The following is a 22,268-nucleotide window of genomic DNA, read 5'->3' as shown; positions in this document are numbered from 1 at the left end:
ACGGTCGACTTAAGTACCGATCGATACCGAACTAAGGGGAGCTCCGCACATGGGAACGCTCGAGGGCAAGACCGCCGTCGTCACCGGCGCCGCCACCGGGATCGGACGGGCGACCGCGGCCCGGCTGGCGGCTGAGGGCGCGTACGTGTTCCTGGTCGGCCGGCGCAAGGCCGAGCTGGACGCGGCCGCCGCGTCGATCGGGCCGGCGGCCATCGCGGTGCCGGGTGACATCGCGGATCCGGCCGACCTGGACCGGCTGTACGACGCGGTCCGCGACCGCGGCCGGGGCCTGGACGTGCTGTTCGCCAACGCGGCCACCGCGTCGTTCGCGCCGCTGGAGCAGGCCACGGTGGCGCAGTACGACGAGATCTTCGGCATCAACGTCCGGGGCACCTGGCTGACCGTGCAGAAGGCGTTGCCCCTGTTCAACCCGGACGCGTCGGTGATCCTCAACGCCTCCATCCGCGCCGACGACGGCTGGGCGACCTACGGCCTGTACTCGGCGTCCAAGGCGGCGATCCGGTCGCTCGCGCGAACCTGGGCCAACGAGCTGAAGGACCGGGGCATCCGGGTCAACACGGTCTCGCCGGGCGCGATCGACACCCCGGGCATCGACCGGGTCGTCGGCGAGGCGAACGCGGCCGCCGCCAAGACGGAACTCGCCGCGGGAGTGCCGATCGGCCGGATGGGGCGCCCGGAGGAGATCGCCGCCGCGGTGGCCTTCCTCGCCTCCGCCGACAGCAGTTTCATCCTCGGCGCGAACCTGGACATCGACGGCGGCGAGAACCAGTTCTGATCAGGGCGTGTGGTGGGGAGGCCGGTTCTGGAGCCGGATTCCGGCTTCCCCGAACACAGTCCGGCGGATGAACGGCGTGCGGAACTTTCCACCCGGGTCGAGATCATGGGCCAGCGCCCGGAAATCGGCCATCCGCGGGTAGTGCCCGGACAGCGCGCTGCTGTGGAAGAGCTTGCCCCAGTGCGGGCGGGCGCCGAACGGGGCCAGCCGTTCCTCGAGCAGCGGCAGGAGCGCTTCGACCTCGGGCTGACGCGGGCGCCAGGTGAAGTGCAGCGCCACGCGGTCACCGCCGTGGGACGGGCTCAGCCACAGGTCGTCGCCCGCGATCGCGCGGATCTCGCACACCAGGAGCACCGGGGCCAGCTGGTCGCCGAGCCCGCGGACCGCTTCGATCGCCGCCACCGCGTCGCCGTACGGCACGAAGTACTCCGACTGCAGCTCCTCCCCGACACTCGGGGTGAACGCGAGGGCGAAGTGCGGGAGCCGCTCGTGCCACGGTCCCGGCACCCCCAGCTGCGGCGTGCAGTGGACGGCCGGCACGCCGGCCGCGGCCACCGGGTGCCGGGGCCGGTCGGCGGGGACCGCGCCGTGCAGCCCGGGGAGCGCGGTGACCGGCGCCCCGGGCTCGACGCGGCTCTTCACCCACACCTGGTCGATCCGGTCGCCGGTCCAGTCCGTGAACAGGCTGACGCTGTACCCGGCGTCCTCGATTTCGTCGAAATGCTGGTGCACAGCGGTCCAGGGCAGGCCCTCGAAGACGTTCTGGCGCACCTCGAACGTGGGCACCACGTCGAGGGTCAGCCGGGTGACCACACCGAGCGCGCCGAGGCCGACGACCAGTCCGGGGAAGACGTCCGGGTCCGCCTCCCGTGAGAAGGTCCGCAGCCCGCCGTCCGCGGTGACCAGCTCCAGCGCCGAAACGGCCGACGCGAGCCCCTGCAGCCGCCGTCCGGAGCCGTGCGTGCCGGTGGCGACGCTGCCTGCCACCGTGATGTGCGGCAGCGAGGCCAGGTTGGGCAGCGCGAAACCGGCTTCGTGCAGCTGCCCGACGAAGTCGCCGTAGCGCGCCGACCCGCCGACGGTCACGGTGGCGGCCTCGGCGTTGATCTCCACCGGGTTTTCCAGAGAGCCGGTGTTGAGAGCGCTCAGATCAAGGAGCACTCCACCGGGCGCGTCGGCGATGTCGTTGAAGCAGTGCCGGCTGCCCAGCGCCTTGACGGTGGTCGCGGCCTCGACCGCGGCCCGCACTTCCTCGGTCGTGCGCGGGGTCAGCACCGCTTCGGCGGCGTAGCCGTGGTTTCCGGCCCAGTTCGTCTCGCCCACCGAGGTGCCTCCTGCTGTCCGGGATCCCGGTTTCCGACCCTACCCACGCCCCCGGTCGAGACCGGCGGCGCTTACTCCTCGGCGAGCGAAGCCAGCACCCCTTCGCCGTATTTGGCCAGCTTGTTCTCGCCGACCCCGCTGACCGTCCCGAGCGCCTCCAGCGACCCGGGCCGCTCCGTCGCGATCTGGCGCAGCGTCGCGTCGTGGAAGATCACGTACGCCGGGACGCCCTGTTCCTTGGCCGTGGCGGCCCGCCAGGCCCGCAGCCGCTCGAACAACGGCGCCGCCTCCTGCGGCAGCTCCACCACGGCGGCCTTGCTGCGGGTCCGCGACGAGCGGGCGGCGGCCGCGCGCTCCGGCTCGCGCCGCAGCATGACCTTCCGCGCGCCGTTCAGCACCTCCGCGCTGGCCTCGGTCAGCACCAGCGAGCCGTAGTCGCCCTCGACCGCCAGCAGGCCCTGGGCCAGCAGCTGCCGCACGACCGCGCGCCACTCCGGCTCCTTCAGCTCGGTGCCGATGCCGAACACCTTGAGCGTCTCGTGCTGGAACTGCGTGACCTTCGGCGTGGTCTTGCCCAGCAGGATGTCGGTGATCTGCCCGGCGCCGAAACTCTGCCGGCGCTCGTTGCGCAGCCGGACGACGGTGGAGAGCAGTTTCTGCGCCGGGATCGTGCCGTCCCACTGCTCCGGCGGGGTCAGGCAGGTGTCGCAGTTGCCGCAGGGCTCGCCGGCCTGGCCGAAGTAGTTGAGGATCTGCACCCGGCGGCACTCGACCGTCTCGCACAGCGCCAGCATCGCGTTCAGGTGCGCCGCCTGGCGCCGCCGGTGCGCCTCGTCGCCCTCGGAGTTGTCGATCATCTTGCGCTGCTGCACCACGTCCTGCAGCCCGTAGGCCAGCCACGCGGTGGACGGCAGCCCGTCGCGGCCCGCGCGGCCGGTCTCCTGGTAGTAGCCCTCCACGGACTTCGGCAGGTCGAGGTGCGCGACGAAGCGGACGTCGGGTTTGTCGATGCCCATCCCGAACGCGATCGTGGCGACCACCACCAGCCCGTCCTCGCGCAGGAACCGCGACTGGTTCCTCGCGCGGACGCGCTTGTCCAGCCCCGCGTGGTACGGCACCGCCGGGATTCCGTTCTGCACCAGGAAATCAGCGGTCTTCTCCACCGAAGCGCGGGACAGGCAGTAGACGATGCCCGCGTCGCCCTTGTGCTCGGTGCGCAGCAGCTCCAGCAGCTGCTTCTGCGGCGAGGCCTTGCCGACGATCCGGTACTGGATGTTCGGCCGGTCGAAGCTCGCGACGAAGTGCTTCGCGCCGTCGAGGTTCAGCCGCGCGGAGATCTCCTTGTGCGTGGACTCGGTGGCGGTGGCGGTCAGCGCCATGCGCGGCACGTCCGGCCAGCGCTCGTGCAGCGACGACAGCATCAGGTAGTCGGGCCGGAAGTCGTGGCCCCACTGGGACACGCAGTGCGCCTCGTCGATGGCGAACAGCGAGATCTTGCCCCGGTCGAGCAGCCGCACGGTCGCGTCGACCGAAAGCCGCTCCGGCGCCAGGTAGAGCACGTCGAGGTCACCGGAGACGAACGCGTCCTCGACGCGCTGCCGCTCGGCGAAATCCTGCGTGGAGTTGAGGAAACCCGCGCGCACGCCGAGGTTTCGCAGCGCGTCGACCTGGTCCTGCATCAGCGCGATCAGCGGCGAGATCACCACGCCGACGCCGGGCCGCACGAGCGCGGGAATCTGATAGCACAACGACTTCCCGCCACCGGTGGGCATGAGCACCAGCGCGTCGCCGCCGGAGATCACGTGCTCGACGATCTCCGCTTGATCGCCGCGGAAGGCGTCGTAGCCGAAGACCCGGTGCAGGGTTTCGAGCGCAGACGTGGGGGCGGCCGCGATGGCCGTGTCGGGGTGAGCCACCCGGCCGATTCTAGGCCGGGGGTCCGACAGCGCGCGGCCGCCCTGGCCGTCCTGGCACGAGTGTCCCGCTCATGACGTCGTGGGTGACCCTCCGTGGTGGGCGGTTCTGTGATCCATGCCCGTTCGGGCGGACGGGACTACGGCCGCGGGCGCAGAATGGCCGGGTGCACTTCGCGATCACCGACTTCACGGCGCACTTCGCCGGCGCTTGGCGGCTGTCGCGCGACATCGTGGCCACCGACGGCGAGCCGATGGGCACGGCGGACGGCGAGGCGGTCTTCGCGCTGGAGGACGGCGTGCTCGTCTACCGCGAGACCGGCCGCATGCGGCTCGGCGCCTACACCGGCCCGATGAGCCGCACCCTGCTCTACCACCCGGCGGGCGGGGCCAGGGCCGCGGTGCACTTCGACCACGGCGGGTTCTTCCACGACCTCGACCTGAGCACCGGCGCGTGGGCCACCGGCCACCCCTGCCGCGACGACGTCTACCGCGGTGAGTACGCCGTGCTCGACTCCGGCCGCTGGCGCCAGGAATGGGTGGTCACCGGACCGGTCAAGGACCACGTGATCACCACGCGTTTCACCCGCGCCTGAGCCGGCCCCGCGGACCAGCACCGCGGGCCGGCGCTCGCACCCGCGCGGCCCGGCGCGGACCGGCCGGCAGGCTTCGACCGAAAGGATCCTTGATGCGCATCGACCGCCTGGACCACCTCGTGCTCACCGTCGCGGACGTCGGCGCCACCGTCGCGTTCTACACGCGGGTGCTCGGCATGGCCGAGGTGACGTTCAAGGGCGGGCGCAAGGCGCTGGTCTTCGGCCGCAGCAAGATCAACCTGCACCAGGCCGGCCACGAGTTCGAGCCGAAGGCCCGGCGCCCGACCCCGGGCAGCGCCGATCTCTGTCTCATCACGACGGACACGCTCGACGAGGTGCAGGAAGACCTCGCCCGCGCGGGCGTGCCGGTGGAGGAGGGGCCGGTGGAGCGCACCGGCGCGGCCGGGCCGATCCTCAGCGTCTACTTCCGCGACCCGGACGAGAACCTCATCGAGGTGAGCCGGTACCTGCGCTGAGCCTCACCGGCGGCGGTTGCGCGCGATCAGCAGCAGGACCACCACGGCGGAGACCGCGCAGACCGCGGCGATGAGCGCGCTCACCCAGCCGGGGATGGGAATCCCGGCGGCGCCGCCGGACCCCGGCAGCACGGCGAGCGCCGCCGGGCCGAAGCCCAAGCCCTGGTGCACGGTGGTCCTCCCGATTCGCCGGGTTCGCGCTGTTACTAATCCGACGAAAGTAGGCGGAGACGGGCTGCAGCCGATCTGCTCGGAGAACCCGTTTCCGCCGTGGCTGCCGTCGGATTGGTAACGAACGGCACTGTTGACTCGACGGTACCGCATCCGGCGGCGCCGGTACGGCCACTCGGCCGAAAACACTTGGCCTGACGGTGATTCGCGTTTCCGCGCCGCGCCAAGGGGAATCCGGCAGCCGACGGGGGGCTTCGACAACACCGAGAAGGAGTTCGTGCGATGCCCACATGGCTGATCGTTGTCATCGTCGTGGTCGCCGTGGTGGTGATCGCGGCGGTGGCCTGGCTGGTGCTGCAGGAGACGCAGCGCAAACGGCTGCAGCGAAAGTTCGGACCCGAGTACACCCGCGCGGTCGAGGAGAACGAGAGTCCCCGTGCGGCACAACGGGATCTGGCCGGCCGCGAGCGCCGCCACCAAGACCTTGACATTCACCCGCTCTCGCCGTCCACCCGTGAGCGCTACTCCCAGCGGTGGGCGCTGATCCAGGAGAAGTTCGTCGACCAGCCCGCGGGCGCCGTCGGCGAGGCGGACGAGGTGCTGGTCTCGCTGATGGCCGAGCGCGGTTACCCCACCGAAGGCTACGACCAGCAGCTGTCGGACCTTTCGGTGCGGCATTCGAGCACGCTCAAGCACTACCGCGCGGCGCACGACACGCACACCCGGCACGCGGAGACCGCTCTGTCCACTGAGGAGCTGCGGGACGCGATGGTGCACTACCGCACCGTTTTCGAGGACCTGCTGACCGACGGCGGCGACCGTCCTCACGGGACGAACGGGACCGAGCGCGAGGAGACCGCCGTGCGGGGCGGGAACGGTGCCTCACGTGAACGTGACGGCAACCACGAGCGCAACGGAGGACGCTGACATGACCGACCAGGAGACCCGCGGCCTGAGCACCGCCGACCTGGCCTCGACCGCGCAGGGGACCGGCACCCGCGCCGACACCGGCGAGCCGCACCAGTTCCGAGTGGACACCGAAGGCTCGGTGGACATTGTGGACACTGAAGAACCCGCGGAAACGGCGGGTGCGCACACCGCGGACCAGCGCGCGGACAGCGACAACGCCCCGCCGCTGTTCGACGAGGACGCCGTGACGAGCTTCCGCGGCCGTTGGCAGAACGTGCAGACCGGCTTCGTGGACGACCCGCGCCGTGCTGTCCGTGACGCCGACGAGCTGGTCGCCGCCGTGATCAGCGCGCTGGCTTCCTCGTTCGCCGAGCACAAGGGTGATCTAGAAGCGCAATGGCAGCAGGGCGAGCCGGCCACCGAGGAACTGCGGATCGCGCTGCGCCGGTACCGCTCGTTCTTCGACCAGCTGATCGGCTCGTAACCCGCGGCCGTTCTTTACTCCGCGCCCGGCCTGGGCACCGTCGTTTCCCCGGGGCATGATCGGGGTAGCAGACAAGGATCAAGCCTAGGAGGAACGCGGATGAACGTGGCCGATCTGCTCGTGGACGGCTTCGGCCGGATCCAGGGTGTGGTGCACCGGGCCGTCGACGGCCTGACCGGCGAGCAGCTGACCGCCCGGCTGGGCCCGGACGCGAACTCGATCGCCTGGCTGGTCTGGCACCTCGCGCGGGTGCAGGACGACCACGTCGCCGACGTCGCGGGCACCGAGCAGGTGTGGACCGGGCAGGACTGGCACCGCCGCTTCGGCCTGCCCTTCCCGCCCGCGGACATCGGTTACGGGCACAGCAGCGCCGACGTCGCCGCGGTGCAAGCCGATTCGCCCGAGCTGCTCACCGGCTACTACGACGCGGTGCACGAGCACACCGTCGGCTGGGTCTCGAAGCTCGACGAGTCCGCCCTCGACCGCGTGGTCGACGAGGGCTGGGACCCGCCGGTGACGCTCGGGGTGCGGCTGCTCAGCGTCCTGTCCGACGACCTGCAGCACGCCGGGCAGGCCGCGTTCGTGCGCGGGGTGCTCCTCGGCTGAGCCGGCGGCCCGGAACCGGCCCAGCGGCACGGAACCAGCTCAGGCGTAACCCTCGGAGCGGTGGTCCGGGAGCCGCTGCGGGCCGGGGCCCTGGCGGCCGAGCTGGTCGCCCGGGTTGGCCAGCCGGCACTTCGTCAGCGACATGCAGCCGCAGCCGATGCAGTCGGTGAGCTGGTCGCGCAGCTGTTCGAGCTGGCGGATGCGCTCGTCGAGGTCCTTGCGCCAGCACTGCGAGATCCGGTCCCAGTCGACGCGGGTGGGGGTGCGGTCGTCCGGCAGCAGGGCGAGCACCTCGCGGATCGTCGACAGCGGCATACCCACCCGCTGCGACATCCGGATGAAGGTGACGCGGCGCAGCGTGTCGCGCCGGTAGCGGCGCTGGTTGCCCGCGGTGCGGCGGCTCCGGATCAGCTGCTCGTCCTCGTAGAACCGCAGCGCCGACGCCGGGACGCCGCTGCGGTGGGACAGCTCGCCGACGCTCAGGTCGGGCAGCTCGGTCTTCGTCATGCCCGCAAGCATGCCGCGAGCCGAGCTTGACTTCAAGGGAGCTTGAAGTTTCAGACTGGCGGAAGACGGCGGGGAAGTCCTTTCCACGCCGCGAAGTCAGGAGGAGAACAGTGTCCGAAGCTCCCGTCCGGGTCGCCGTGGTCGTCGGCAGTGTCCGGGAAGGACGGTTCGCCCCCACGGTGGCGAGCTGGTTCACCGAAGAGGCCGGCCGGCACGGCGGATTCGAGGTGGACGTGGTCGACGTCGCCGATCTCGCGCTGCCGCTGGTGATGCCCGGATACGGGTCCACGCCGGCGCCGGAGGTCGCCGAAGAGGTCGCGAACCTGCGTGCCCGGCTGACAGCCGCCGACGCGTTCGTGGTGATCACGCCCGAGTACAACCACAGCTACCCGGCCTCGCTGAAGAACGTCGTGGACTGGTTCATGGCCGAGTGGCAGGCGAAGCCGGTGGCTTTTGTTTCCTACGGCGGGATTTCCGGCGGCCTGCGGGCGGTCGAGCACCTGCGGCAGGTCTTCGCCGAGCTGCACGCGGTGACGATCCGGGAGACCGTCAGCTTCCACGGCGCGCACGGCTGCTTCGACGAGAACGGCTCGCCGAAGGACGCGTCGGCCACGGCCGTCGCCGCGAAGGCGCTGCTGGACCAGCTGGAGTGGTGGGCCCGTTCGCTCGCGCAGGCGCGGGCCGCGCGGCCCTATCCCGCGTGACCCCCGGCGCGGGCGGGTGCCCGCCGCCCGCGCCGGAACCGGTCAGCCGCGGATGTGCGGGTAGTCCGGCGAACGGTGCTGGAACGCCAGGATCGCCGGGTTCCGCACGTGTCCTTCGCGGATTTCGATCGCCCGGCGGACCGTCTCGCTGATCTCCCACGCGGGCGGCCCGGTGAGCACCGTGCGCAGGTGCGGCAGCAGGGCTTCGCTGACGTCCCAGCTGGCCGAGTCCCACAGGTACGACGGGCTGTGGTCCACCGCGTAGTAGGTGACGTGGCCGCCGACCACGAACGAGGGATCGGTGAACGTGGTGGGCCGCGCCCAGCTGAAGCCCATGGCCTCGTCGCAGGAGACGTCGACGATCAGGCTGCCCGGCGCGAACTCGGCCAGGTCCTCTTCGATGAGGAAGGTCAGCGGCGCGTCGGTGTCCTGCAGCACGCAGTTGACGACGATGTCGTGCTCGGCGAGGAAACCGGCCAGCGGCACCCGGCCGTGCTCGGTCAGCGCGTGGCTGCGGCGGGGGTCGCCCGGGTTGTTGACGTCGTGCTGGAAGTGGACCATGTTCGCGGAGTGGATCGGCGAGCCGACCGCGGACAGGCCCCGCCCGGTGAGGACGTCCACGTCGTGGATGCCGAGCGCGTTCAGCGCCGTCACCGAGCCGCGCGCGGTCGCGCCGAAGCCGATCACGACGGCGCGCAGCCGGCGGCCGTAGTCGCCGGTCGAGCCGATCAGCTGCAGCGCGTGCAGCACCGAGGAATAGCCGGCGATTTCGTTGTTCTTGTGGAACACGTGCAGGCCGAACGAGCCGTCGTCGTTCCAGTGGTTCATCGCCTCGAACGCGATCACGGTCAGCTGCCGGTCGATGGCCAGCTGCGTGAGCTTGTCGTCCTGCACGCAGTGCGGCCAGCCCCAGAGGACCTGGCCCGTCCGCAGCTCCGCGAGGTCCTCCGGCAGCGGCTTGGCGAGCAGGATGACGTCGGTCTCCGCGATCAGCTCCTCGCGGGAGCGCATGCCGGCGACCAGCCCGGCCAGCTGTTCGTCCGGGATGCCGAAGCGCTCCCCGTAACCGTGTTCGAGGTAGATGGCCGAGCGCAGATCCGCGTCGATCCGTTCGAGGTGCCGGGGATGGATCGGCAACCGCCGTTCGTTTTCCTTGCGCGACCGGGAGATGACTCCAAGGCTGAGCTGGTGCACTTTGGCCCCTTTGCTAGAAGCAAGTCTTAACACAAAACGTCGCGCGCATGGCGGGTGTAGTGTTCAAAGGAGCCCCAGAGCACTTCGCGCGCAGGCGTTCGAGCCTGTGCCGTCCTCGGGCGACCAGACCGGCTGGTCCGTCCGGCCGGGGACGGGAGCACCGGCATGCCGTCGGGCCCGCGGACAGTCACGACCGCAGCTGAAACCACCGCCCCGGGCAAGGGAATCGCGCCAAGCGAGACCACCGCGCCGGAGAAGACCGCTGCGCCAGGCGAAGCCGATCGGCTGCGGCTCAAGCCCGAAGGCCCGTCGTCGGGTCAGGTCGACGGTGCGTGGTGGCCGCGTTCGGACGACTTCGTCGCCGAGCTGCCGGCGTTGCTGGCCGAGCTGAAGTCGCCGCTGAAGCGGGTCGAACACGTCACATACAGCCTCATTGACCACGACGTGGTCGCGCGCCGGCTGCCGGGGGACCGCATGGTGCGCCTGGAAGGCTTCCGGTCGCAGCCCGCCGGCACCGTGACCGTGATCGGCCCCGAGCGGCGGCTGGTCCTGCTGGTCGTCCCGCCGGCCACCGACCCCGTGCTCGCGCACCGGGTGCTGAAAACCGCGGCGGAAACCGGAAATTCGGCGACCGTCGAAACCCTGCTCGCCGAATGCGACGCACCGATCCGTTAAGACACCGGGCCGTTAAGACACCGAGCCGTTAAAACGCACCGAGCCGGTCAGGCCGGCACGAGTGAGACCGTGGCCGGCCGGTCGTGTTCGAGGTGGAACGGCAGGCCCAGCGCGGTGAACACGCCGAGCGCCGCGGGGTCCTCCGCGCGGACGTCGGCGAGGAAACTCCTTACGCCGTCGGCACTTGCCGCGACGACGAGCTGTTCGAGCAGGATCGTCGACACCCCGAGTGCCGGCACGCGGTCGTCGACCACCAGCGCCACCTCGGCCATGGCCGGGTCGGCCAGGACGTCGTAGCGGGCGACCCCGATCAGCCGGCTGTGCACGAAACAGCCGACCGCGGTGTGCCCGATGCCGGAGCTGTGGGTGAGCTGGGTGGCGAGTTCGGTGAGCCGGGTCGCGCCCAGCGCGAAGGAGTGGTCGTGCCCGGTCAGCCGGCTGCGCAGGGCCATCACGGCCGTGACGTCACCGGGCCGCAGCCGCCGGGCCCACGCCAGCACCCCGTCGGGCAGGAGCACCTGCACCGGCGGTGTGGACGCCTTCACGGGGTGCCGGCCAGCCGCCGGTAGCGCTCCGCCTCCTGGTCCTGCCACAGCGCGGCCTCGTCGAGGGCGAACCAGAGCGACTCGTCGAGGTCGGTGCGCAGGTCGAGGCCGCGGGCGGCCCGGTAGGCCTCGGCGATCCGGTGCCGGGCGCGGGCGAGCACCTGGTACTGCGCCTGGATATCGTGCTTGGCTTCGACTTGTTCGAGGGTCGCCAGTGCGAGCGCGATCTCTTCCCGCGCGGTCCGCACGTTCTCGTTGATCCCGGCCGCTCGTTCGACATGGATCCGGTTCATCGCGCGCAGTTCCTCTGTTTTCATGCGGGCTCCGTCCCGGCCGCCACCGACCAGCGAGGAGTGCGCGGGCGCGCGGCGCCGGCTCTGCCGCCGGCGCGCGGACCACGCCCGTACTGTCGACACTACACCTGGTGGGAGCCGCGGGCGGGGTCTTTCCCCGGACCGTCCGAAGTGGACTGACGGGCGAACGCGGGCGCGTGCTCGGGGCGCAGTCCGATGCCGCCCAGGTACGCGGTCGCCACGGCCAGCGCGGGGAACCGGCGGACCAGTCGCAGCGGCGCCGGCAGGCGGTCGAGCGTGCCGTCCAGCGCCGGGCGCAGCAGCATCGCGTGCTCGCCCAGCTGACTGCGCTGCACCGCCGCCATCGGCAGCCGCCGCCGTCGCCGGACGGCCGCGAGCAGGCGTGGAGTCACCCGGCCCCGGCGCAGCGGTTCCGCGAGCAGGGTGGCGGCCGCGACGGCGTCCTGCACGGCGAGGTTCACCCCGGCCCCGCCGACCGGCGACATCGGGTGGGCGGCGTCGCCGATGCAGAGCGCGCCGTCGGCGTGCCAGCGCGGCAGCCGGCCCATGGTGACCTCCAGCAGCTTGACGTCGTCCCACGAGCGCACCGCCGCCATCCGCTGTTCGCCCCAGCCGAAGAGTGAACCGAGCCGGACGCGGAAGGCGGCGATGCTTTCCTTGCGCAGCAAGGCATCCTGTCCCTTGGTGATCAGGTAGGACGTCTGGTGGTAGTCGCCGCGGTCCATCGTCACCGCGGCCTGGCCCGCCTCGAACCGCGCGAACACGCCGTCGTCGTCGTCGCCGGGACCGGTTTTGGGCACGCGCACCGACCAGACGTCCATCGGGACGGTGAACTCGCGCAGCCGCAAGCCCAGCGCCCGGCGGACCGTCGACCACCGGCCGTCGCAGGCGACGGTGAGCGCGGCCGGCAGCTCGCGCACCTCGCCCGCTTCGTCGCGGTAGCGGACGCCGGTGACGCGCTCGCCGTCACGGAGCAGGCCCAGCACCTGGCAGCCCATCCGCAGCGAGAACGCCGGCTCGGCGCGACCGGCTTCGGCCAGCAGCCCGAGCAGGTCCGCCTGCGGCACCATCGCCAGGTGCGGGTGCGCTCCGGGCAGCCGGGTGAAGTCGGCCGCGACCACGTCGGTACCCGCGATCCGCATGCTCATCCGGCCCAGCACCGAGTGCGGCAGCGCCGCGAAAGCCGGGCCGAGCCCCAGCTCGTCCAGCAGCCGGAGGGTGGACGGGTGCACTGTGTCGCCGCGGAAGTCGCGCAGGAAACTGGTGTGCTTCTCCAGCACGACCACGTCGACGCCGGCGCGCGCGAGCAGCAGCCCCAGCATCACCCCGGCCGGCCCGCCGCCGACGACACAGCATCGGGTGTGCTCCATGACGATTCCCCTAAACTTAGAGTCTCTATAATTTTAGATGAGCTGTAGGATCCGCGCCATGGCGGGTCTGCGGGAAGAGAAGAAACGGCGGACGCGGAAGACGCTGATCGAGGTCGCGCTCACCCTGTTCGACGAACACGGCTACGACGGCACCACCGTCGCCGACATCGCCGCCGCGGCGGGCGTCTCCCCGGCGACGTTCTTCAACTACTTCGCCACCAAGGAGGACGTGGTCTTCGCCGACCAGCACCTCTACGACGAGGTGCTCGACGAGGTCTTCGCCACCGCCGGCCCGGCCGAGCCCGTCGCGGACCTCGTGGTGCGGACCGTGCACGCACTGGCGACCAAGGACTCGTGGAGCTTCCCGCTCGATCACCCGCTCACCGCCGTGCGGACCCGGCTGCTGGCCGCGGTGCCCGTGCTGCGGGCCGGCTACCTGCTGCGCAACGCCGTGGTCGGCGACCGCTGGGCGCGCAAGCTGCACGAGACGTACGCGCCGCGGCTGGACGAGGTCGAGGCCGCCGCGCTGACCGGGGCCGTGCTGGGCGCGATGCAGGCCGCGCTCCAGGCCAACCTCGACGACGGCGGCCGCCCCCGCCGCCCCGCGTCCGAACTCGCGATGGCCACCGTGGCGCGCACGGCGCGCGGCTTCCTGTCCCCGGGGTGAGGCTTCAGCCGACGCCGCACACCAGCTGGTCGTCGGTCATGTCCGGGCCGACCAGGGTGATGCGCCCCGTGCGGACGAAGTCGCCCGCGGCCGTCATCGCCGCCACCGTCGTGCAGGCGATCTGGTTCATGCCGCCCGGCTGCAGCTTCGCCAGCGGGTAGGTCACGGTGACCGTCGGCGAGTCACCGGTGAAATCGACCTTGACCGGCGGGATGGCGCCGGTGGGCAGCAGCGAGAAGAAGCCCTTCTCCTGCTCGCTGGCGGTCGGCCCCTGGAAGAGCTGCTGCACCGCGACGCTGGCTGACAATTCTCCGTTCCACGTCCGCTGCACGGGGGTCAGCCTGCCGTCGAGCAGGTAGTACAGCGTCAGCCGCCTGATGCCGGAGCCGGAGCCGGGCATCAACGGCGCGGACCCGGCCGTGATAGCGCCGGTGGACTGGATCCCGCAGCCCGCCGCCAGCAGCGCGACGGCCGCCGCCAGCGCGGTCAGCGCGCTCCTGTGCCGGAGGAGTCTCATCGGGGCTCCGGGGGACGGGCGTGGCGCGGCAGGCGCAGCACGAACCGGGCGCCGCCGGGGGTGTTGCCCGCCTCGATGTCGCCGCCGTGCAGGCGCGCGTTTTCGCGGGCGATCGACAGGCCGAGCCCGCTGCCCTCGGACCGGGCCCGTGAGCTGTCGGCCTTGGTGAAGCGGTCGAACACGTGCGGCAGCACCTCGGCCGGGATGCCGGGGCCGTGGTCGGTGACCACCAGCGTCACGGTCGTCCCGTCGGTGCCCAGCCGGACCTCGACCGGCGGCTCGCCGTGGCGCAGCGCGTTGCCGACCAGGTTGGCGACCACGATGTCGAGCCGGCGCGGGTCGAGCGTCGCGACGACGCCGGCGGGCAGGTCCGTCACGATGCCGTCTTCGGCGGACCAGCCGCGGGCGCTGATGCTGTCGGCCACCGCCGTGGCGACATCCCACTCGTCCAGCCGCAGCTCGGCGCGGCCGGCGTCGAACCGCGAGATCTCGACCAGGTCCTGTACCAGCCGGGTGAGCCGCCGCGTCTCCGCCGACACCAGCCGCGCCGCGACAGCGGTGTCCGCGGGCAGCTGCTCGGCGTCCTCGTCCAGCACGTCGGTGACGGCGTTCATCGCGGCCAGCGGCGTGCGCAGCTCGTGGGAGACGTCGGCGACGAACCGGCGCGCGTCCGCCTCCATCGCGCGCAGCGAGCCGACCGTCCGCTCCAGTTCGGCCGCGGTGCTGTTGAACGTGGTGACCAGCTCGGCCAGCTCGTCCGAGCCCTTCGCGGGCAGGCGGACGTCGAGCTGGCCGTGGCCGAGCTTGCGCGCCGCGGTGTTGAGCGCGCGCACCGGCCGCAGCACCTGCCGGGCCGCGAGCAGCGCCAGTGCCACGGCGATCGGCAGCGCCAGCGCCGCGGTCTGCCAGGCCCGGGTGGCGAGCTGGTCGATCGCCGCCTGCTGCGGGGCCAGATCGATCCGCCGGTAGACCTCGACGCCGGTGTGCTCCGGCGGGCCGGTGCCCGTGCGCTCCAGCACCGGCATCCCGATCACGAGCTGCGGGCCCACCGGGCTGCTCACTCGCTGGAACTGGATGGACGAGCCGGTGGCCACCTCGCGGCGCAGCTCCGGCGGCAGCTCCTGCACGGAGATGCTCGCGCCCGAGTGCAGGTCCCGGTAGACGACCAGGGTGCTGACCCCCTTGAAGTTGATCCCGAACCGGTCGACCTGGCTCTGGTCGAGGGGCAGCCGCAGCTGCGGGAGGTAGGCGATGACCTGGTCGCGCAGCTGGATCAGCGCCGGGTCCTGCACGCCGGAGAGGATGGTGGTGCGGGCCGACACGTAACTCGCGCCCGCCGCGGCGGCCGCGCCCACCAGCGTCATCGCCGCGAACGAGAGCACCAGCCGGGGCCGCAGCCCGGCGAGCCACTGCCGCAGACGGCGGCTGTTCACCGGCAGTGCCTTTTCCCGAGCGGCCCGTTCACGAGCGGCCGAACCGGTACCCGAACCCGCGGACGGTCTGCACGTGGTCCGGCCGGGCCGGCACGTCCTCGATCTTCGAGCGCAGCCGCTGGATGCAGGCGTCCACCAGGCGGGAGTCGCCGAGGTAGTCGTGCTCCCAGACGGCGGTGAGGATCTGCTGGCGGCTGTAGACCTGCCCGGGCGTGCGCGACAGTTCCAGCAGCAGCTTCAGCTCGGTGGGGGTGAGCGCGACCGGCTCGCCGTGTTTGGTCACCTGCATGCCGGCGCGGTCGATGACCAGGTCGCCGTGCTGTTCCGCCTCGTTCTCGCGGGCGTCGCGGTCGGCGGTGGCGCGGCGCAGCACGGCCCGGATCCGCGCGTCGAGCACCCGCGGCTCGACCGGCTTGACCACGTAGTCGTCGGCGCCCGCCTCCAGCCCGGCGACGATGTCGAAGTCGTCGCTGCGGGCGGTGAGCATGATGATCGGGGTCTGCCCGGCGGCCCGGATCCGGCGGCAGGTCTCGAACCCGTCCATGCCCGGCAGCATCAGGTCCAGCACCACGATGTCCGGAGCCTGACCGGTCATGATCTCCAGGCCTCGCTCACCGGTGCCGGCCGTGTGCACAGCGTGTCCCTGACGGCGAAGGGCGAGCTCCAGCCCCTCCCGCACGGACGCGTCGTCTTCGATCACCAAGAGCACCGCCACCCGGCACATTATTCGGAACGCCGGGGCGCGGGGCGAACCGGGGCCATTCTGTTGCGAAACCATGACACCGCGCTGACCGGACCTGAAAATCCGGCGCCGAGACTCGGGGACATGGTTGTGATGTTCTCCGAAGCACCCTCGGCCACCTCGTCCACCGCCCCGCGTCACGCGCTGGTGACCGCGGCCGCGTCGCGCACCGTCCTGCTGGTCACCGCCGCGGCCGGCTGCGCGGTGGCGTTTGTCGTGGCGTACCTGCTGTTCGTGCGCACCGCCTCGGGGCAGCAGGTGGAGAACGGCGTGGTGCACAGCGCGCAGTCCGGCAAGTCCACTGTGGACTGGGCGGCCCCGCTGCAGCACGCCGACCTGGTGGTCGCGCTCGGCGGGGTCGCGGTGCTGGTGCTGGCCATCGCCCTGGCGCGCCGCCGCTTCGCGCTCGGCGTCACGGCGCTGGTGCTGCTGATCACCCCGATGCTGGCCGCGCAGCTGCTCAAGCTCTACGTGCTCGACCGGCCCAGCATGAACGACGGGCTGGCGGTCGCGAGCCACAACAGCTTCCCGAGCGGGCACGTCAGCGCGGCGACGGCGGTGGTGCTCGCGCTGGGCGTGGTGCTGCCCGCCCGGTTCCGCACCTGGGTGCTCGCCGTGGGCTCGCTCGGCGTCGCCTGGGTCGCCGCGGCGACCGTCGCGCTGGGCTGGCACCGGCTCTCCGACACCGTCGGCGGAAGCCTGCTGGTCGCCGCCGTGGTGTGCGCCGGCGCGGCGGTCGTCTCGGCCCGCCGCCCGGACGCCACGGGCGTGCCGCTGGTCCCGGTGCTGGTCACCCTGCTCGCCCCGTCCGCCCTCGTGCTGGGCGGTTACGCGGTGCTCGCCACGGCCACCTCCGGCGCCGCGCAGTTCGTCGCCGCCATGGTGCTGGCCGCGGCCTCCTCGGTCGCGGTGGTCCTGCTCGTCTCCGGCCCGATCCGGCGCGTCAACTTCGACCCGGCGCGCGCGGGTTCGCGGCTGAGCCGCTGACCCGGCCGATCCCGGGCGGCTCCACCGGCTCCGCGGCGGGCCGGAACGCTATCGTCACCGGCGTGGAGTGAGGTGACGAAAGTGGACGCGCGGCAGCTGGAGTACTTCCTCGCGGTGGTCGACCACGGCGGGATGAACCGCGCCGCGCAGGCGCTCTACGTCGCGCAGCCCTCGTTGTCCCAGGCGATCCGGGCGCTGGAACGGGACCTGGGCACCGGCCTGTTCGACCGCGTCGGCCGCCGGCTGGTGCTCACGCAGGCGGGCCGCGCGCTGATCGAGCCTGCGCGCCAGGTGGTGCGGGGGCTGGCGTCGGCCCGGGCCAGCGTGGACTCGGTGGCCGGGCTGGAGGTGGGCCGGGTCGAGGTGGCCGCGATGCCGTCGCAGGCGGTCGAGCCGCTGGGCGGGATGATCCGCCGGTTCACCCGCCGCCACCCCGGGCTGTCGGTGGCCGTGCGCGCCGCGTTCACCCCGGGTGAAGTGCTCGGCATGGTGCGCGGCGGGGTCACGGAGATCGGGCTCGCCGCCGGGCCGGAGCCCCTGACCGCGACCGGGGTCGAGGTCGTGCGGCTGGGCCGGCAGCGGTTCGTGCTGGTCGCCCCGGCCGGCGCGCCGTTCCCCGGTACGGTGGTGCGCCCGGGGGAGCTGGCCGGGCAGCGGATGATCGTGGGGCAGCCCGGCACCGGGATGCGCCGGCTCGTCGACGACCTCCGCGCGACCGGGGTGGACCTGGTCGACGTGGTCGAGACCGAGCACCGCGAGGCCATCCTGCCGCTCGTGCTGGCCGGCGTGGGCGTCGCGCTGCTCGCCGATTCGTGGGCGCCGCTGGCCGAGCAGGCCGGGGCCCGGGTGCTCGACCTCGACCCGCCCGCGTACCTGCACCTCGCGCTGCTGCACCGCACGTCGGGGCTGACCCCGCCGGCGCAGGCGTTCCTCGCTTGCGCGGGTGACTCATCGGCGGACTCATAGGCCCAGCCGATAAGCCGGGCCGTGATCAGGTCTTGGACGCCGCCCGGCCCGCGCTGGTGGCATGGGGGCATGACGACCCATCGCATCGCCCTGGTCCCCGGTGACGGCATCGGCCGTGAGGTGACCCCGGCGGCGTGCGCCGTGCTCGACGCGGTCGGCGCCCGCCACGGCGTCTCCTTCTCCTACGACGAGTTCGACTGGTCCTGCGAGCGCTACCTCGCCGAGGGCGCGATGATGCCCGGCGACGGCCTCGACCGCGTCCGCCACCACGACGCGATCTTCCTCGGCGCGGTCGGCCGGCCCGGCGTGCCCGACCACGTCTCGTTGTGGGGCCTGCTGATCCCGCTGCGCCGCGGCTTCCGCCAGTACGTCAACCTCCGGCCGATCCGGGTGTTCGAGGGGGTGGAGAGCCCGGTGCGCGCGGCCCGGCCCGGCGAGGTGGACCTGGTGGTGGTGCGGGAGAACGTCGAGGGGGAGTACAGCGAGATCGGCGGCCGGATGAACCGCGGCTTCCCGGACGAGCTGGCCGTGCAGGAGGCGGTGTTCACCCGCCCCGGCGTGACGCGGGTGGTGGACTACGCGCTCGACCTCGCCGAGCGCCGCGGCGGGCGGCTGACGTCGGCCACGAAGTCGAACGGCATCGTGCACACCCTGCCGTTCTGGGACGAGCTGGTGGCCGAGCGCGCCGCCGCCCGGCCCGGGGTGGCCGTCGAGTCCGAGCACATCGACGCGCTCGCCGCGAAGCTGGTGCTGGACCCGGCGCGGTTCGACGTGATCGTCGGGTCGAACCTGTTCGGCGACATCCTCAGCGACCTCGCGGCCGCCGTCGCGGGCGGCATCGGCATGGCGCCCGCGGCCAACCTCAACCCCGAGCGCGAGTACCCGTCGATGTTCGAACCGGTGCACGGGTCCGCGCCGGACATCGCCGGGCGCGGCATCGCGAACCCGGTGGGCGCGATCTGGACCGCCGCGATGCTGCTGGCGCACCTCGGCCACGCCGAGGCCGCCGCCGAAGTCGAGTCGGCGATCGCGGACGTGTTCGCGAAAACCGCGCTGCGGACACCGGATCTGGGCGGCACCGCCACTACCGTCTCGTTCACCCGCGCGGTGCTCGACGCCGCCGGTGTGGGCTGAAACGTGCCCGCGTTGGCCGAACCGGAGGTGTGCCGATGAGTGTCCCGCTGCCCAGCCCGTTCGAGTACCGGACAGTGGACGCCGGTGGCGTGCGGATCCACTGTGCCATCGGGAACGAAGGTGCCTCTGGCGGCGACCGCCCGCCTTTGCTGCTGCTGCACGGATATCCGCAGACGCACGTGATCTGGCACCACGTCGCCCCGGTGCTCGCGCGGCGGTTCACCGTGGTGGCCGCCGACCTGCGCGGGTACGGCGACAGCGCCAAGCCCGCGCCCGGCCCGGACGACGCCGAGTACGCCAAGCGCGTGATGGCGGGCGACCAGGTCGAGCTGATGCGGGCGCTGGGGTTCGAGCGGTTCGCCGTGGCCGGGCACGACCGCGGCGGCCGGGTCGCGCACCGGATGGCGCTCGACCACCCGGACGCCGTCAGCCGGCTCGCGGTGCTGGACATCGTGCCCACGCGGCACACCTTCGCCCACGCCGACGCCGCGTTCGGCCTCGGCTACTACCACTGGTTCTTCCTGGCCGCGGGCAACGGGATCCCGGAGCGGCTGATCGGCGGCGACCCGGAGTTCTGGATCCGCGCGCGGATGGGCGCCCGGCACGCCGGCGGCACGGCGTTCGACCCGGCGGCCGAGGACGAGTACGTCCGCTGCTTCGCCGACCCGGCCGCGATCGCGGCGTCCTGTTCGGACTACCGCGCGGCGGCGTCGATCGACCTGGTCCACGACGACGCCGACGCGGCGGCGGGCCGCCGGATCACCTGCCCGCTGCTGGTTTTGTGGGGCGAGCGCAGCTTCGTCGGCCGCAGTTACGACGTGCTGGACGTCTGGCGGGGCTACGCCACCGACGTCCGCGGCCGCGCGCTGGCGTCGGACCACTACCTGCCGGAGGAGGCACCGGCGGACGTGGCCCGGGAGCTGGCGGAGTTCTTCGGCTGAGCGGTCCGGTACCGGACAGGTTCTGCGCCGCTGCCGGTCGACGGCGCGCGGGCCGGTTTCGGCAACCGGCGCACCGAGGCCGGGTCTTCACCGCGCCGGGTTCCGCCGCGGCCTGATCCGCACGGCGGGCAGCACCGGCGCCGGGATCCGCGGCGCGCCCGGCACCTCGGGGATCGCGCCGAACTGGTCCGACCCCGCCTGCCAGGCCTCGCGGAAGGCGACGACCTCCTCGTGCGTGCGGGCGACGAAGTTCCACCACATCAGGATCTCCTCGCCGAACGGCGGCCCGCCCAGCAGCAACACGCGCGCCGCGCCTTCGCCGGTGTTGACCAGCTCCAGCTTGGCGGCGCCGGCGTCGAGGTACCCCAGCTCGGCGCGGGCCAGCGGGGTGCCGGCGAAGGCGACCGCCCCGGTGTCGACCAGCACGCCGTGCTCGAACGCCGGGTCCACGTCGAGAGTGAGGCGCGCGCCCGGGTCGAGGGTCAGCTCCGCGCCGAGCAGCGGCGTGAAGGTCTTCACCGGCGAGGTCTCGCCCGCGAGCGTGCCGAGGAAGACCCGCGCGGTGGCGCCGTCGAGGCCGGTGACGGGCGGGACGTGGTGCTGGAAGCCGCGGGCGGCGTGCCGGTGCTCCTCCGGCAGCGCGACCCAGAGCTGGACTCCGTGCAGCGTCGTGGTTTCCGGGGTGGAGACCTCCGAGTGGCAGATGCCGTGCCCGCCGGTCATCAGGTTCAGCTCGCCGGGCCGGACCATCGCGTGGGAGCCGAGGCTGTCGCGGTGCTCGATCTCGCCCGCGAAGAGCCAGCTGACGGTCTGCAGCCCGGTGTGCGGGTGCGAGCCGACGGCCATGCCGCCCGACGCGCTCGTGTCGTCCGGGCCGTAGTGGTCGGCGAAGCACCAGGCGCCGATGAGGGAACGGCTTCGCTGCGGCAGGGTCCGGCGCACCGGCATCGCCCGCGGCCCGCCGAGCGGCACCTCTCGGGCGCCGAGGACCTGGACCCGGCCGGCTCCCGCGGCGGGGCCGTCGCCGCAGCTCAGCTCGTCGGGCGCGGCTTCGGTGTTGCTCATCGCGGTGGACCTCCGGTGTCGGTGCCGTCTCACCGGCAACGTTAGCCGGGCCGGGATACTGGCGGCATGAGCGTGGTGTTCGTGGACGGGTGGTACGGACCGGATCCCGGCGACTGGCAGTCGGTGTGGGCCGAGCGGTTGCCGGGTTCCTCGCGGGTGCTCCAGGACGACTGGGAGCACCCGCGGCGGGCCGGGTGGGTGGCGCGGCTGGACGAGGCCGTCGCCGCGCTCGCGGAGCCGCCCGTGCTGGTGGGGCACAGCCTGGGGGTGCTGACCATCCTGCACTGGGTGGCCGCCGGCGCCGCCCGGCCGGTGCGGGGCGCGCTGCTGGTGACGCCCGCCGACGTCGAGGAGAACCCGGAGCCCGCTCTCGCCGCTTTCGCCCCGATCCCGCGCGGGCGGCTGCCGTTCCCGTCGATCCTCGCCGCCAGCGCGAACGACCGGTGGATGTCGCCGGCCCGCGCCGGGTACTTCGCGGGGCTGTGGGGCTCGGAGTGCGTGCCGATCGGCGAGGCCGGCCACCTGACCGGCGCGTACGGGCCGTGGCCGGACGGGGAGCCGTTGCTGGCCAAGCTCTTGGTCTGACCCGGGCTGGGCGGCCCGGCGTTTCCCGCTCGGCGGGACGGGGTACGGCCGAACGGCCGCTTCTGGGCCGGATCCCTTCTCCCCCAGGCGGTTCCTGCGGGAGAACTGGTGTATTCCGGGCGCGGCCGGGGTAGCCGGTGAGCGCCGCATTCCCCGCCAGCGAAAGAGCAGGTGCCCCGTGACCCGCATCGTGGATGCCGACCTCGACGTGGACAGCCACTTCGACCGAGTTTTCCGCGGCTACCTCGCGCGCGTGGCCAGGGCCGCCGGGGTGGGGCTCGAATCCTGCACCGTCGACCTCGACGTCCCGGTGTCCGCCTACATCGCGCTCGACTGGCGGCTCGGCCGCTTCCCGGACCGCGACCTGGCGCTGCTCTGGCACGAGGCGCACGGCTGGTCGGCCGCCGTCGAGGCCGCCGGCGGGGAGGACACGATCGTGCTGGCCTACGTCGACGGGGACGACGTGCTGCCCGACCCGCGCACCGTGGTGAAGTTCCTGGCCGCCCTGCGCGCGGAGGACCATTCCGCCGGCCGCCCGGACCCGCGGGAGCTGCGCCGGGCCGGGCGGCACGAGGAGCTGATCGAGCGGCTCGCCTGATCGAGTGGGCGGCCGTCCCGTGTCGGCGCGGCGGGAATCGGGTACTCCCA

27 protein-coding genes are annotated in these 22,268 nt (G+C 72.7%); 15 read left to right on the top strand and 12 right to left on the bottom strand.

Features of this window, described 5'->3' with window-relative positions; translation table 11 throughout:
• Positions 1-49: 49 nt before the first annotated feature.
• A complete protein-coding gene (locus tag OG943_RS20255) occupies positions 50-796 on the top strand; it encodes an SDR family NAD(P)-dependent oxidoreductase (protein ID WP_328611358.1) in 747 nt (248 codons plus the stop codon).
• Here the strand turns inward: OG943_RS20255 and OG943_RS20250 are convergent, their stop codons facing one another.
• Both OG943_RS20250 and recQ read right to left on the bottom strand, forming a co-directional pair.
• A complete protein-coding gene (locus OG943_RS20250) occupies positions 797-2,119 on the bottom strand; it encodes an FAD-binding protein (protein ID WP_328611357.1) in 1,323 nt (440 codons plus the stop codon).
• Between the two features lie 71 nt (positions 2,120-2,190).
• Positions 2,191-4,035: a DNA helicase RecQ gene (gene recQ / locus OG943_RS20245; RefSeq protein WP_328611356.1), complete on the bottom strand. Its 1,845-nt coding sequence runs from the start codon at positions 4,033-4,035 to the stop codon at positions 2,191-2,193.
• Between the two features lie 164 nt (positions 4,036-4,199).
• Here recQ and OG943_RS20240 point away from each other — a divergent pair, with 164 nt between their 5' ends.
• On the top strand, positions 4,200-4,628 hold the full coding sequence (locus OG943_RS20240) for a DUF6314 family protein (protein ID WP_328611355.1): 429 nt from the start codon (positions 4,200-4,202) through the stop codon (positions 4,626-4,628).
• Positions 4,629-4,720: 92 nt separating this feature from the next.
• A complete protein-coding gene (locus OG943_RS20235) occupies positions 4,721-5,104 on the top strand; it encodes a VOC family protein (protein WP_328611354.1) in 384 nt (127 codons plus the stop codon).
• A gap of 3 nt (positions 5,105-5,107) precedes the next feature.
• On the opposite strand, the gene OG943_RS20230 is transcribed toward OG943_RS20235, so the two are convergent.
• A complete protein-coding gene (locus OG943_RS20230; RefSeq protein WP_328611353.1) occupies positions 5,108-5,275 on the bottom strand; it encodes a hypothetical protein in 168 nt (55 codons plus the stop codon).
• A gap of 282 nt (positions 5,276-5,557) precedes the next feature.
• Between OG943_RS20230 and OG943_RS20225 the strand changes: the two genes are divergently transcribed.
• From OG943_RS20225 to OG943_RS20215, 3 genes are all read left to right on the top strand, one after another.
• Complete coding sequence (locus OG943_RS20225; protein WP_328611352.1) at positions 5,558-6,202, top strand: hypothetical protein; 645 nt, start codon at positions 5,558-5,560, stop codon at positions 6,200-6,202.
• Between the two features lies 1 nt (position 6,203).
• Positions 6,204-6,668 (top strand): hypothetical protein, encoded by a 465-nt coding sequence (locus OG943_RS20220; protein ID WP_328611351.1) that lies wholly within the window; start codon positions 6,204-6,206, stop codon positions 6,666-6,668.
• A gap of 99 nt (positions 6,669-6,767) precedes the next feature.
• Positions 6,768-7,274: a mycothiol transferase gene (locus tag OG943_RS20215; RefSeq protein ID WP_328611350.1), complete on the top strand. Its 507-nt coding sequence runs from the start codon at positions 6,768-6,770 to the stop codon at positions 7,272-7,274.
• A 39-nt stretch (positions 7,275-7,313) separates the two neighbouring features.
• On the opposite strand, the gene soxR is transcribed toward OG943_RS20215, so the two are convergent.
• On the bottom strand, positions 7,314-7,781 hold the full coding sequence (gene soxR / locus OG943_RS20210; RefSeq protein WP_328611349.1) for a redox-sensitive transcriptional activator SoxR: 468 nt from the start codon (positions 7,779-7,781) through the stop codon (positions 7,314-7,316).
• A 110-nt stretch (positions 7,782-7,891) separates the two neighbouring features.
• Between soxR and OG943_RS20205 the strand changes: the two genes are divergently transcribed.
• Positions 7,892-8,485 (top strand): NADPH-dependent FMN reductase, encoded by a 594-nt coding sequence (locus OG943_RS20205; protein WP_328611348.1) that lies wholly within the window; start codon positions 7,892-7,894, stop codon positions 8,483-8,485.
• Positions 8,486-8,527: 42 nt separating this feature from the next.
• Here OG943_RS20205 and OG943_RS20200 read toward each other — a convergent pair whose 3' ends face one another.
• Complete coding sequence (locus OG943_RS20200; protein WP_328611347.1) at positions 8,528-9,679, bottom strand: N(5)-(carboxyethyl)ornithine synthase; 1,152 nt, start codon at positions 9,677-9,679, stop codon at positions 8,528-8,530.
• A gap of 165 nt (positions 9,680-9,844) precedes the next feature.
• Between OG943_RS20200 and OG943_RS20195 the strand changes: the two genes are divergently transcribed.
• Positions 9,845-10,354, top strand: coding sequence for a DUF5994 family protein (locus OG943_RS20195; RefSeq protein ID WP_328611346.1), 510 nt, complete (start codon positions 9,845-9,847; stop codon positions 10,352-10,354).
• A gap of 47 nt (positions 10,355-10,401) precedes the next feature.
• Here the strand turns inward: OG943_RS20195 and OG943_RS20190 are convergent, their stop codons facing one another.
• The 3 genes from OG943_RS20190 to OG943_RS20180 all read right to left on the bottom strand — a co-directional run bounded on the left by OG943_RS20190 (position 10,402) and on the right by OG943_RS20180 (position 12,583).
• The gene (locus OG943_RS20190; RefSeq protein WP_328611345.1) at positions 10,402-10,899 is read right to left on the bottom strand and encodes a GNAT family N-acetyltransferase; all 498 of its coding nucleotides are present in this window, start codon (positions 10,897-10,899) and stop codon (positions 10,402-10,404) included.
• Positions 10,896-11,216 carry a hypothetical protein gene (locus OG943_RS20185; protein WP_328611344.1) on the bottom strand — a complete coding sequence of 107 codons (321 nt, stop codon included), beginning with the start codon at positions 11,214-11,216 and terminating at the stop codon, positions 10,896-10,898. The genes OG943_RS20190 and OG943_RS20185 overlap by 4 nt, the downstream gene beginning before the upstream one ends.
• Positions 11,217-11,314: 98 nt before the next feature.
• Positions 11,315-12,583 (bottom strand): FAD-dependent oxidoreductase, encoded by a 1,269-nt coding sequence (locus tag OG943_RS20180; RefSeq protein WP_328611343.1) that lies wholly within the window; start codon positions 12,581-12,583, stop codon positions 11,315-11,317.
• A 58-nt stretch (positions 12,584-12,641) separates the two neighbouring features.
• On the opposite strand from OG943_RS20180, the gene OG943_RS20175 reads away from it, so the two are divergent.
• The gene (locus tag OG943_RS20175) at positions 12,642-13,250 is read left to right on the top strand and encodes a TetR/AcrR family transcriptional regulator (protein WP_328611342.1); all 609 of its coding nucleotides are present in this window, start codon (positions 12,642-12,644) and stop codon (positions 13,248-13,250) included.
• A 4-nt stretch (positions 13,251-13,254) separates the two neighbouring features.
• On the opposite strand, the gene OG943_RS20170 is transcribed toward OG943_RS20175, so the two are convergent.
• Genes OG943_RS20170 through OG943_RS20160 form a run of 3 tightly spaced genes read right to left on the bottom strand, consistent with a single transcriptional unit; the run spans position 13,255 to position 15,915 of the window.
• The gene (locus OG943_RS20170; protein ID WP_328611341.1) at positions 13,255-13,767 is read right to left on the bottom strand and encodes a hypothetical protein; all 513 of its coding nucleotides are present in this window, start codon (positions 13,765-13,767) and stop codon (positions 13,255-13,257) included.
• Complete coding sequence (locus OG943_RS20165; RefSeq protein WP_328611340.1) at positions 13,764-15,200, bottom strand: HAMP domain-containing sensor histidine kinase; 1,437 nt, start codon at positions 15,198-15,200, stop codon at positions 13,764-13,766. The genes OG943_RS20170 and OG943_RS20165 overlap by 4 nt, the downstream gene beginning before the upstream one ends.
• A gap of 28 nt (positions 15,201-15,228) precedes the next feature.
• The gene (locus OG943_RS20160; RefSeq protein ID WP_328611339.1) at positions 15,229-15,915 is read right to left on the bottom strand and encodes a response regulator transcription factor; all 687 of its coding nucleotides are present in this window, start codon (positions 15,913-15,915) and stop codon (positions 15,229-15,231) included.
• Positions 15,916-16,026: 111 nt separating this feature from the next.
• On the opposite strand from OG943_RS20160, the gene OG943_RS20155 reads away from it, so the two are divergent.
• From OG943_RS20155 to OG943_RS20140, 4 genes are all read left to right on the top strand, one after another.
• Complete coding sequence (locus tag OG943_RS20155) at positions 16,027-16,929, top strand: phosphatase PAP2 family protein (RefSeq protein ID WP_328611338.1); 903 nt, start codon at positions 16,027-16,029, stop codon at positions 16,927-16,929.
• A 72-nt stretch (positions 16,930-17,001) separates the two neighbouring features.
• Positions 17,002-17,895 (top strand): LysR family transcriptional regulator, encoded by an 894-nt coding sequence (locus OG943_RS20150; protein ID WP_328611337.1) that lies wholly within the window; start codon positions 17,002-17,004, stop codon positions 17,893-17,895.
• A 69-nt stretch (positions 17,896-17,964) separates the two neighbouring features.
• Positions 17,965-19,029, top strand: coding sequence for a tartrate dehydrogenase (locus OG943_RS20145; RefSeq protein ID WP_328611336.1), 1,065 nt, complete (start codon positions 17,965-17,967; stop codon positions 19,027-19,029).
• Between the two features lie 35 nt (positions 19,030-19,064).
• The gene (locus tag OG943_RS20140; RefSeq protein WP_328611335.1) at positions 19,065-19,970 is read left to right on the top strand and encodes an alpha/beta fold hydrolase; all 906 of its coding nucleotides are present in this window, start codon (positions 19,065-19,067) and stop codon (positions 19,968-19,970) included.
• An 87-nt stretch (positions 19,971-20,057) separates the two neighbouring features.
• Here the strand turns inward: OG943_RS20140 and OG943_RS20135 are convergent, their stop codons facing one another.
• Complete coding sequence (locus OG943_RS20135; RefSeq protein ID WP_328611334.1) at positions 20,058-21,035, bottom strand: pirin family protein; 978 nt, start codon at positions 21,033-21,035, stop codon at positions 20,058-20,060.
• Between the two features lie 66 nt (positions 21,036-21,101).
• Between OG943_RS20135 and OG943_RS20130 the strand changes: the two genes are divergently transcribed.
• Together OG943_RS20130 and OG943_RS20125 are read left to right on the top strand one after the other, a co-directional pair.
• Positions 21,102-21,620: an RBBP9/YdeN family alpha/beta hydrolase gene (locus OG943_RS20130; protein ID WP_328611333.1), complete on the top strand. Its 519-nt coding sequence runs from the start codon at positions 21,102-21,104 to the stop codon at positions 21,618-21,620.
• Between the two features lie 178 nt (positions 21,621-21,798).
• Positions 21,799-22,218 (top strand): DUF6292 family protein, encoded by a 420-nt coding sequence (locus tag OG943_RS20125; protein WP_328611332.1) that lies wholly within the window; start codon positions 21,799-21,801, stop codon positions 22,216-22,218.
• Positions 22,219-22,268: the final 50 nt, after the last annotated feature.

It is taken from the genome of Amycolatopsis sp. NBC_00345 (genome assembly GCF_036116635.1).
Classification (GTDB): Bacteria; Actinomycetota; Actinomycetes; order Mycobacteriales; family Pseudonocardiaceae; genus Amycolatopsis.
Note: the sequence above shows the minus strand (reverse complement) of the source record. Positions and strands in the feature narration are given on the sequence as shown.

Excerpts from the sequence above, each read along its gene's own strand:
- OG943_RS20155 (WP_328611338.1), top strand. The coding sequence starts at position 16,027 with ATGGTTGTGATGTTCTCCGAAGCACCCTCGGCCACCTCGTCCACCGCC.
- OG943_RS20175 (WP_328611342.1), top strand. The coding sequence starts at position 12,642 with ATGGCGGGTCTGCGGGAAGAGAAGAAACGGCGGACGCGGAAGACGCTG.
- OG943_RS20170 (WP_328611341.1), bottom strand. The coding sequence starts at position 13,767 with ATGAGACTCCTCCGGCACAGGAGCGCGCTGACCGCGCTGGCGGCGGCC.
- OG943_RS20195 (WP_328611346.1), top strand. The coding sequence starts at position 9,845 with ATGCCGTCGGGCCCGCGGACAGTCACGACCGCAGCTGAAACCACCGCC.
- OG943_RS20130 (WP_328611333.1), top strand. The coding sequence starts at position 21,102 with ATGAGCGTGGTGTTCGTGGACGGGTGGTACGGACCGGATCCCGGCGAC.
- OG943_RS20235 (WP_328611354.1), top strand. The coding sequence starts at position 4,721 with ATGCGCATCGACCGCCTGGACCACCTCGTGCTCACCGTCGCGGACGTC.
- OG943_RS20180 (WP_328611343.1), bottom strand. The coding sequence starts at position 12,583 with ATGGAGCACACCCGATGCTGTGTCGTCGGCGGCGGGCCGGCCGGGGTG.
- OG943_RS20135 (WP_328611334.1), bottom strand. The coding sequence starts at position 21,035 with ATGAGCAACACCGAAGCCGCGCCCGACGAGCTGAGCTGCGGCGACGGC.
- OG943_RS20140 (WP_328611335.1), top strand. The coding sequence starts at position 19,065 with ATGAGTGTCCCGCTGCCCAGCCCGTTCGAGTACCGGACAGTGGACGCC.
- soxR (WP_328611349.1), bottom strand. The coding sequence starts at position 7,781 with ATGACGAAGACCGAGCTGCCCGACCTGAGCGTCGGCGAGCTGTCCCAC.
- OG943_RS20220 (WP_328611351.1), top strand. The coding sequence starts at position 6,204 with ATGACCGACCAGGAGACCCGCGGCCTGAGCACCGCCGACCTGGCCTCG.
- OG943_RS20145 (WP_328611336.1), top strand. The coding sequence starts at position 17,965 with ATGACGACCCATCGCATCGCCCTGGTCCCCGGTGACGGCATCGGCCGT.
- OG943_RS20225 (WP_328611352.1), top strand. The coding sequence starts at position 5,558 with ATGCCCACATGGCTGATCGTTGTCATCGTCGTGGTCGCCGTGGTGGTG.
- OG943_RS20255 (WP_328611358.1), top strand. The coding sequence starts at position 50 with ATGGGAACGCTCGAGGGCAAGACCGCCGTCGTCACCGGCGCCGCCACC.
- OG943_RS20185 (WP_328611344.1), bottom strand. The coding sequence starts at position 11,216 with ATGAAAACAGAGGAACTGCGCGCGATGAACCGGATCCATGTCGAACGA.
- OG943_RS20215 (WP_328611350.1), top strand. The coding sequence starts at position 6,768 with ATGAACGTGGCCGATCTGCTCGTGGACGGCTTCGGCCGGATCCAGGGT.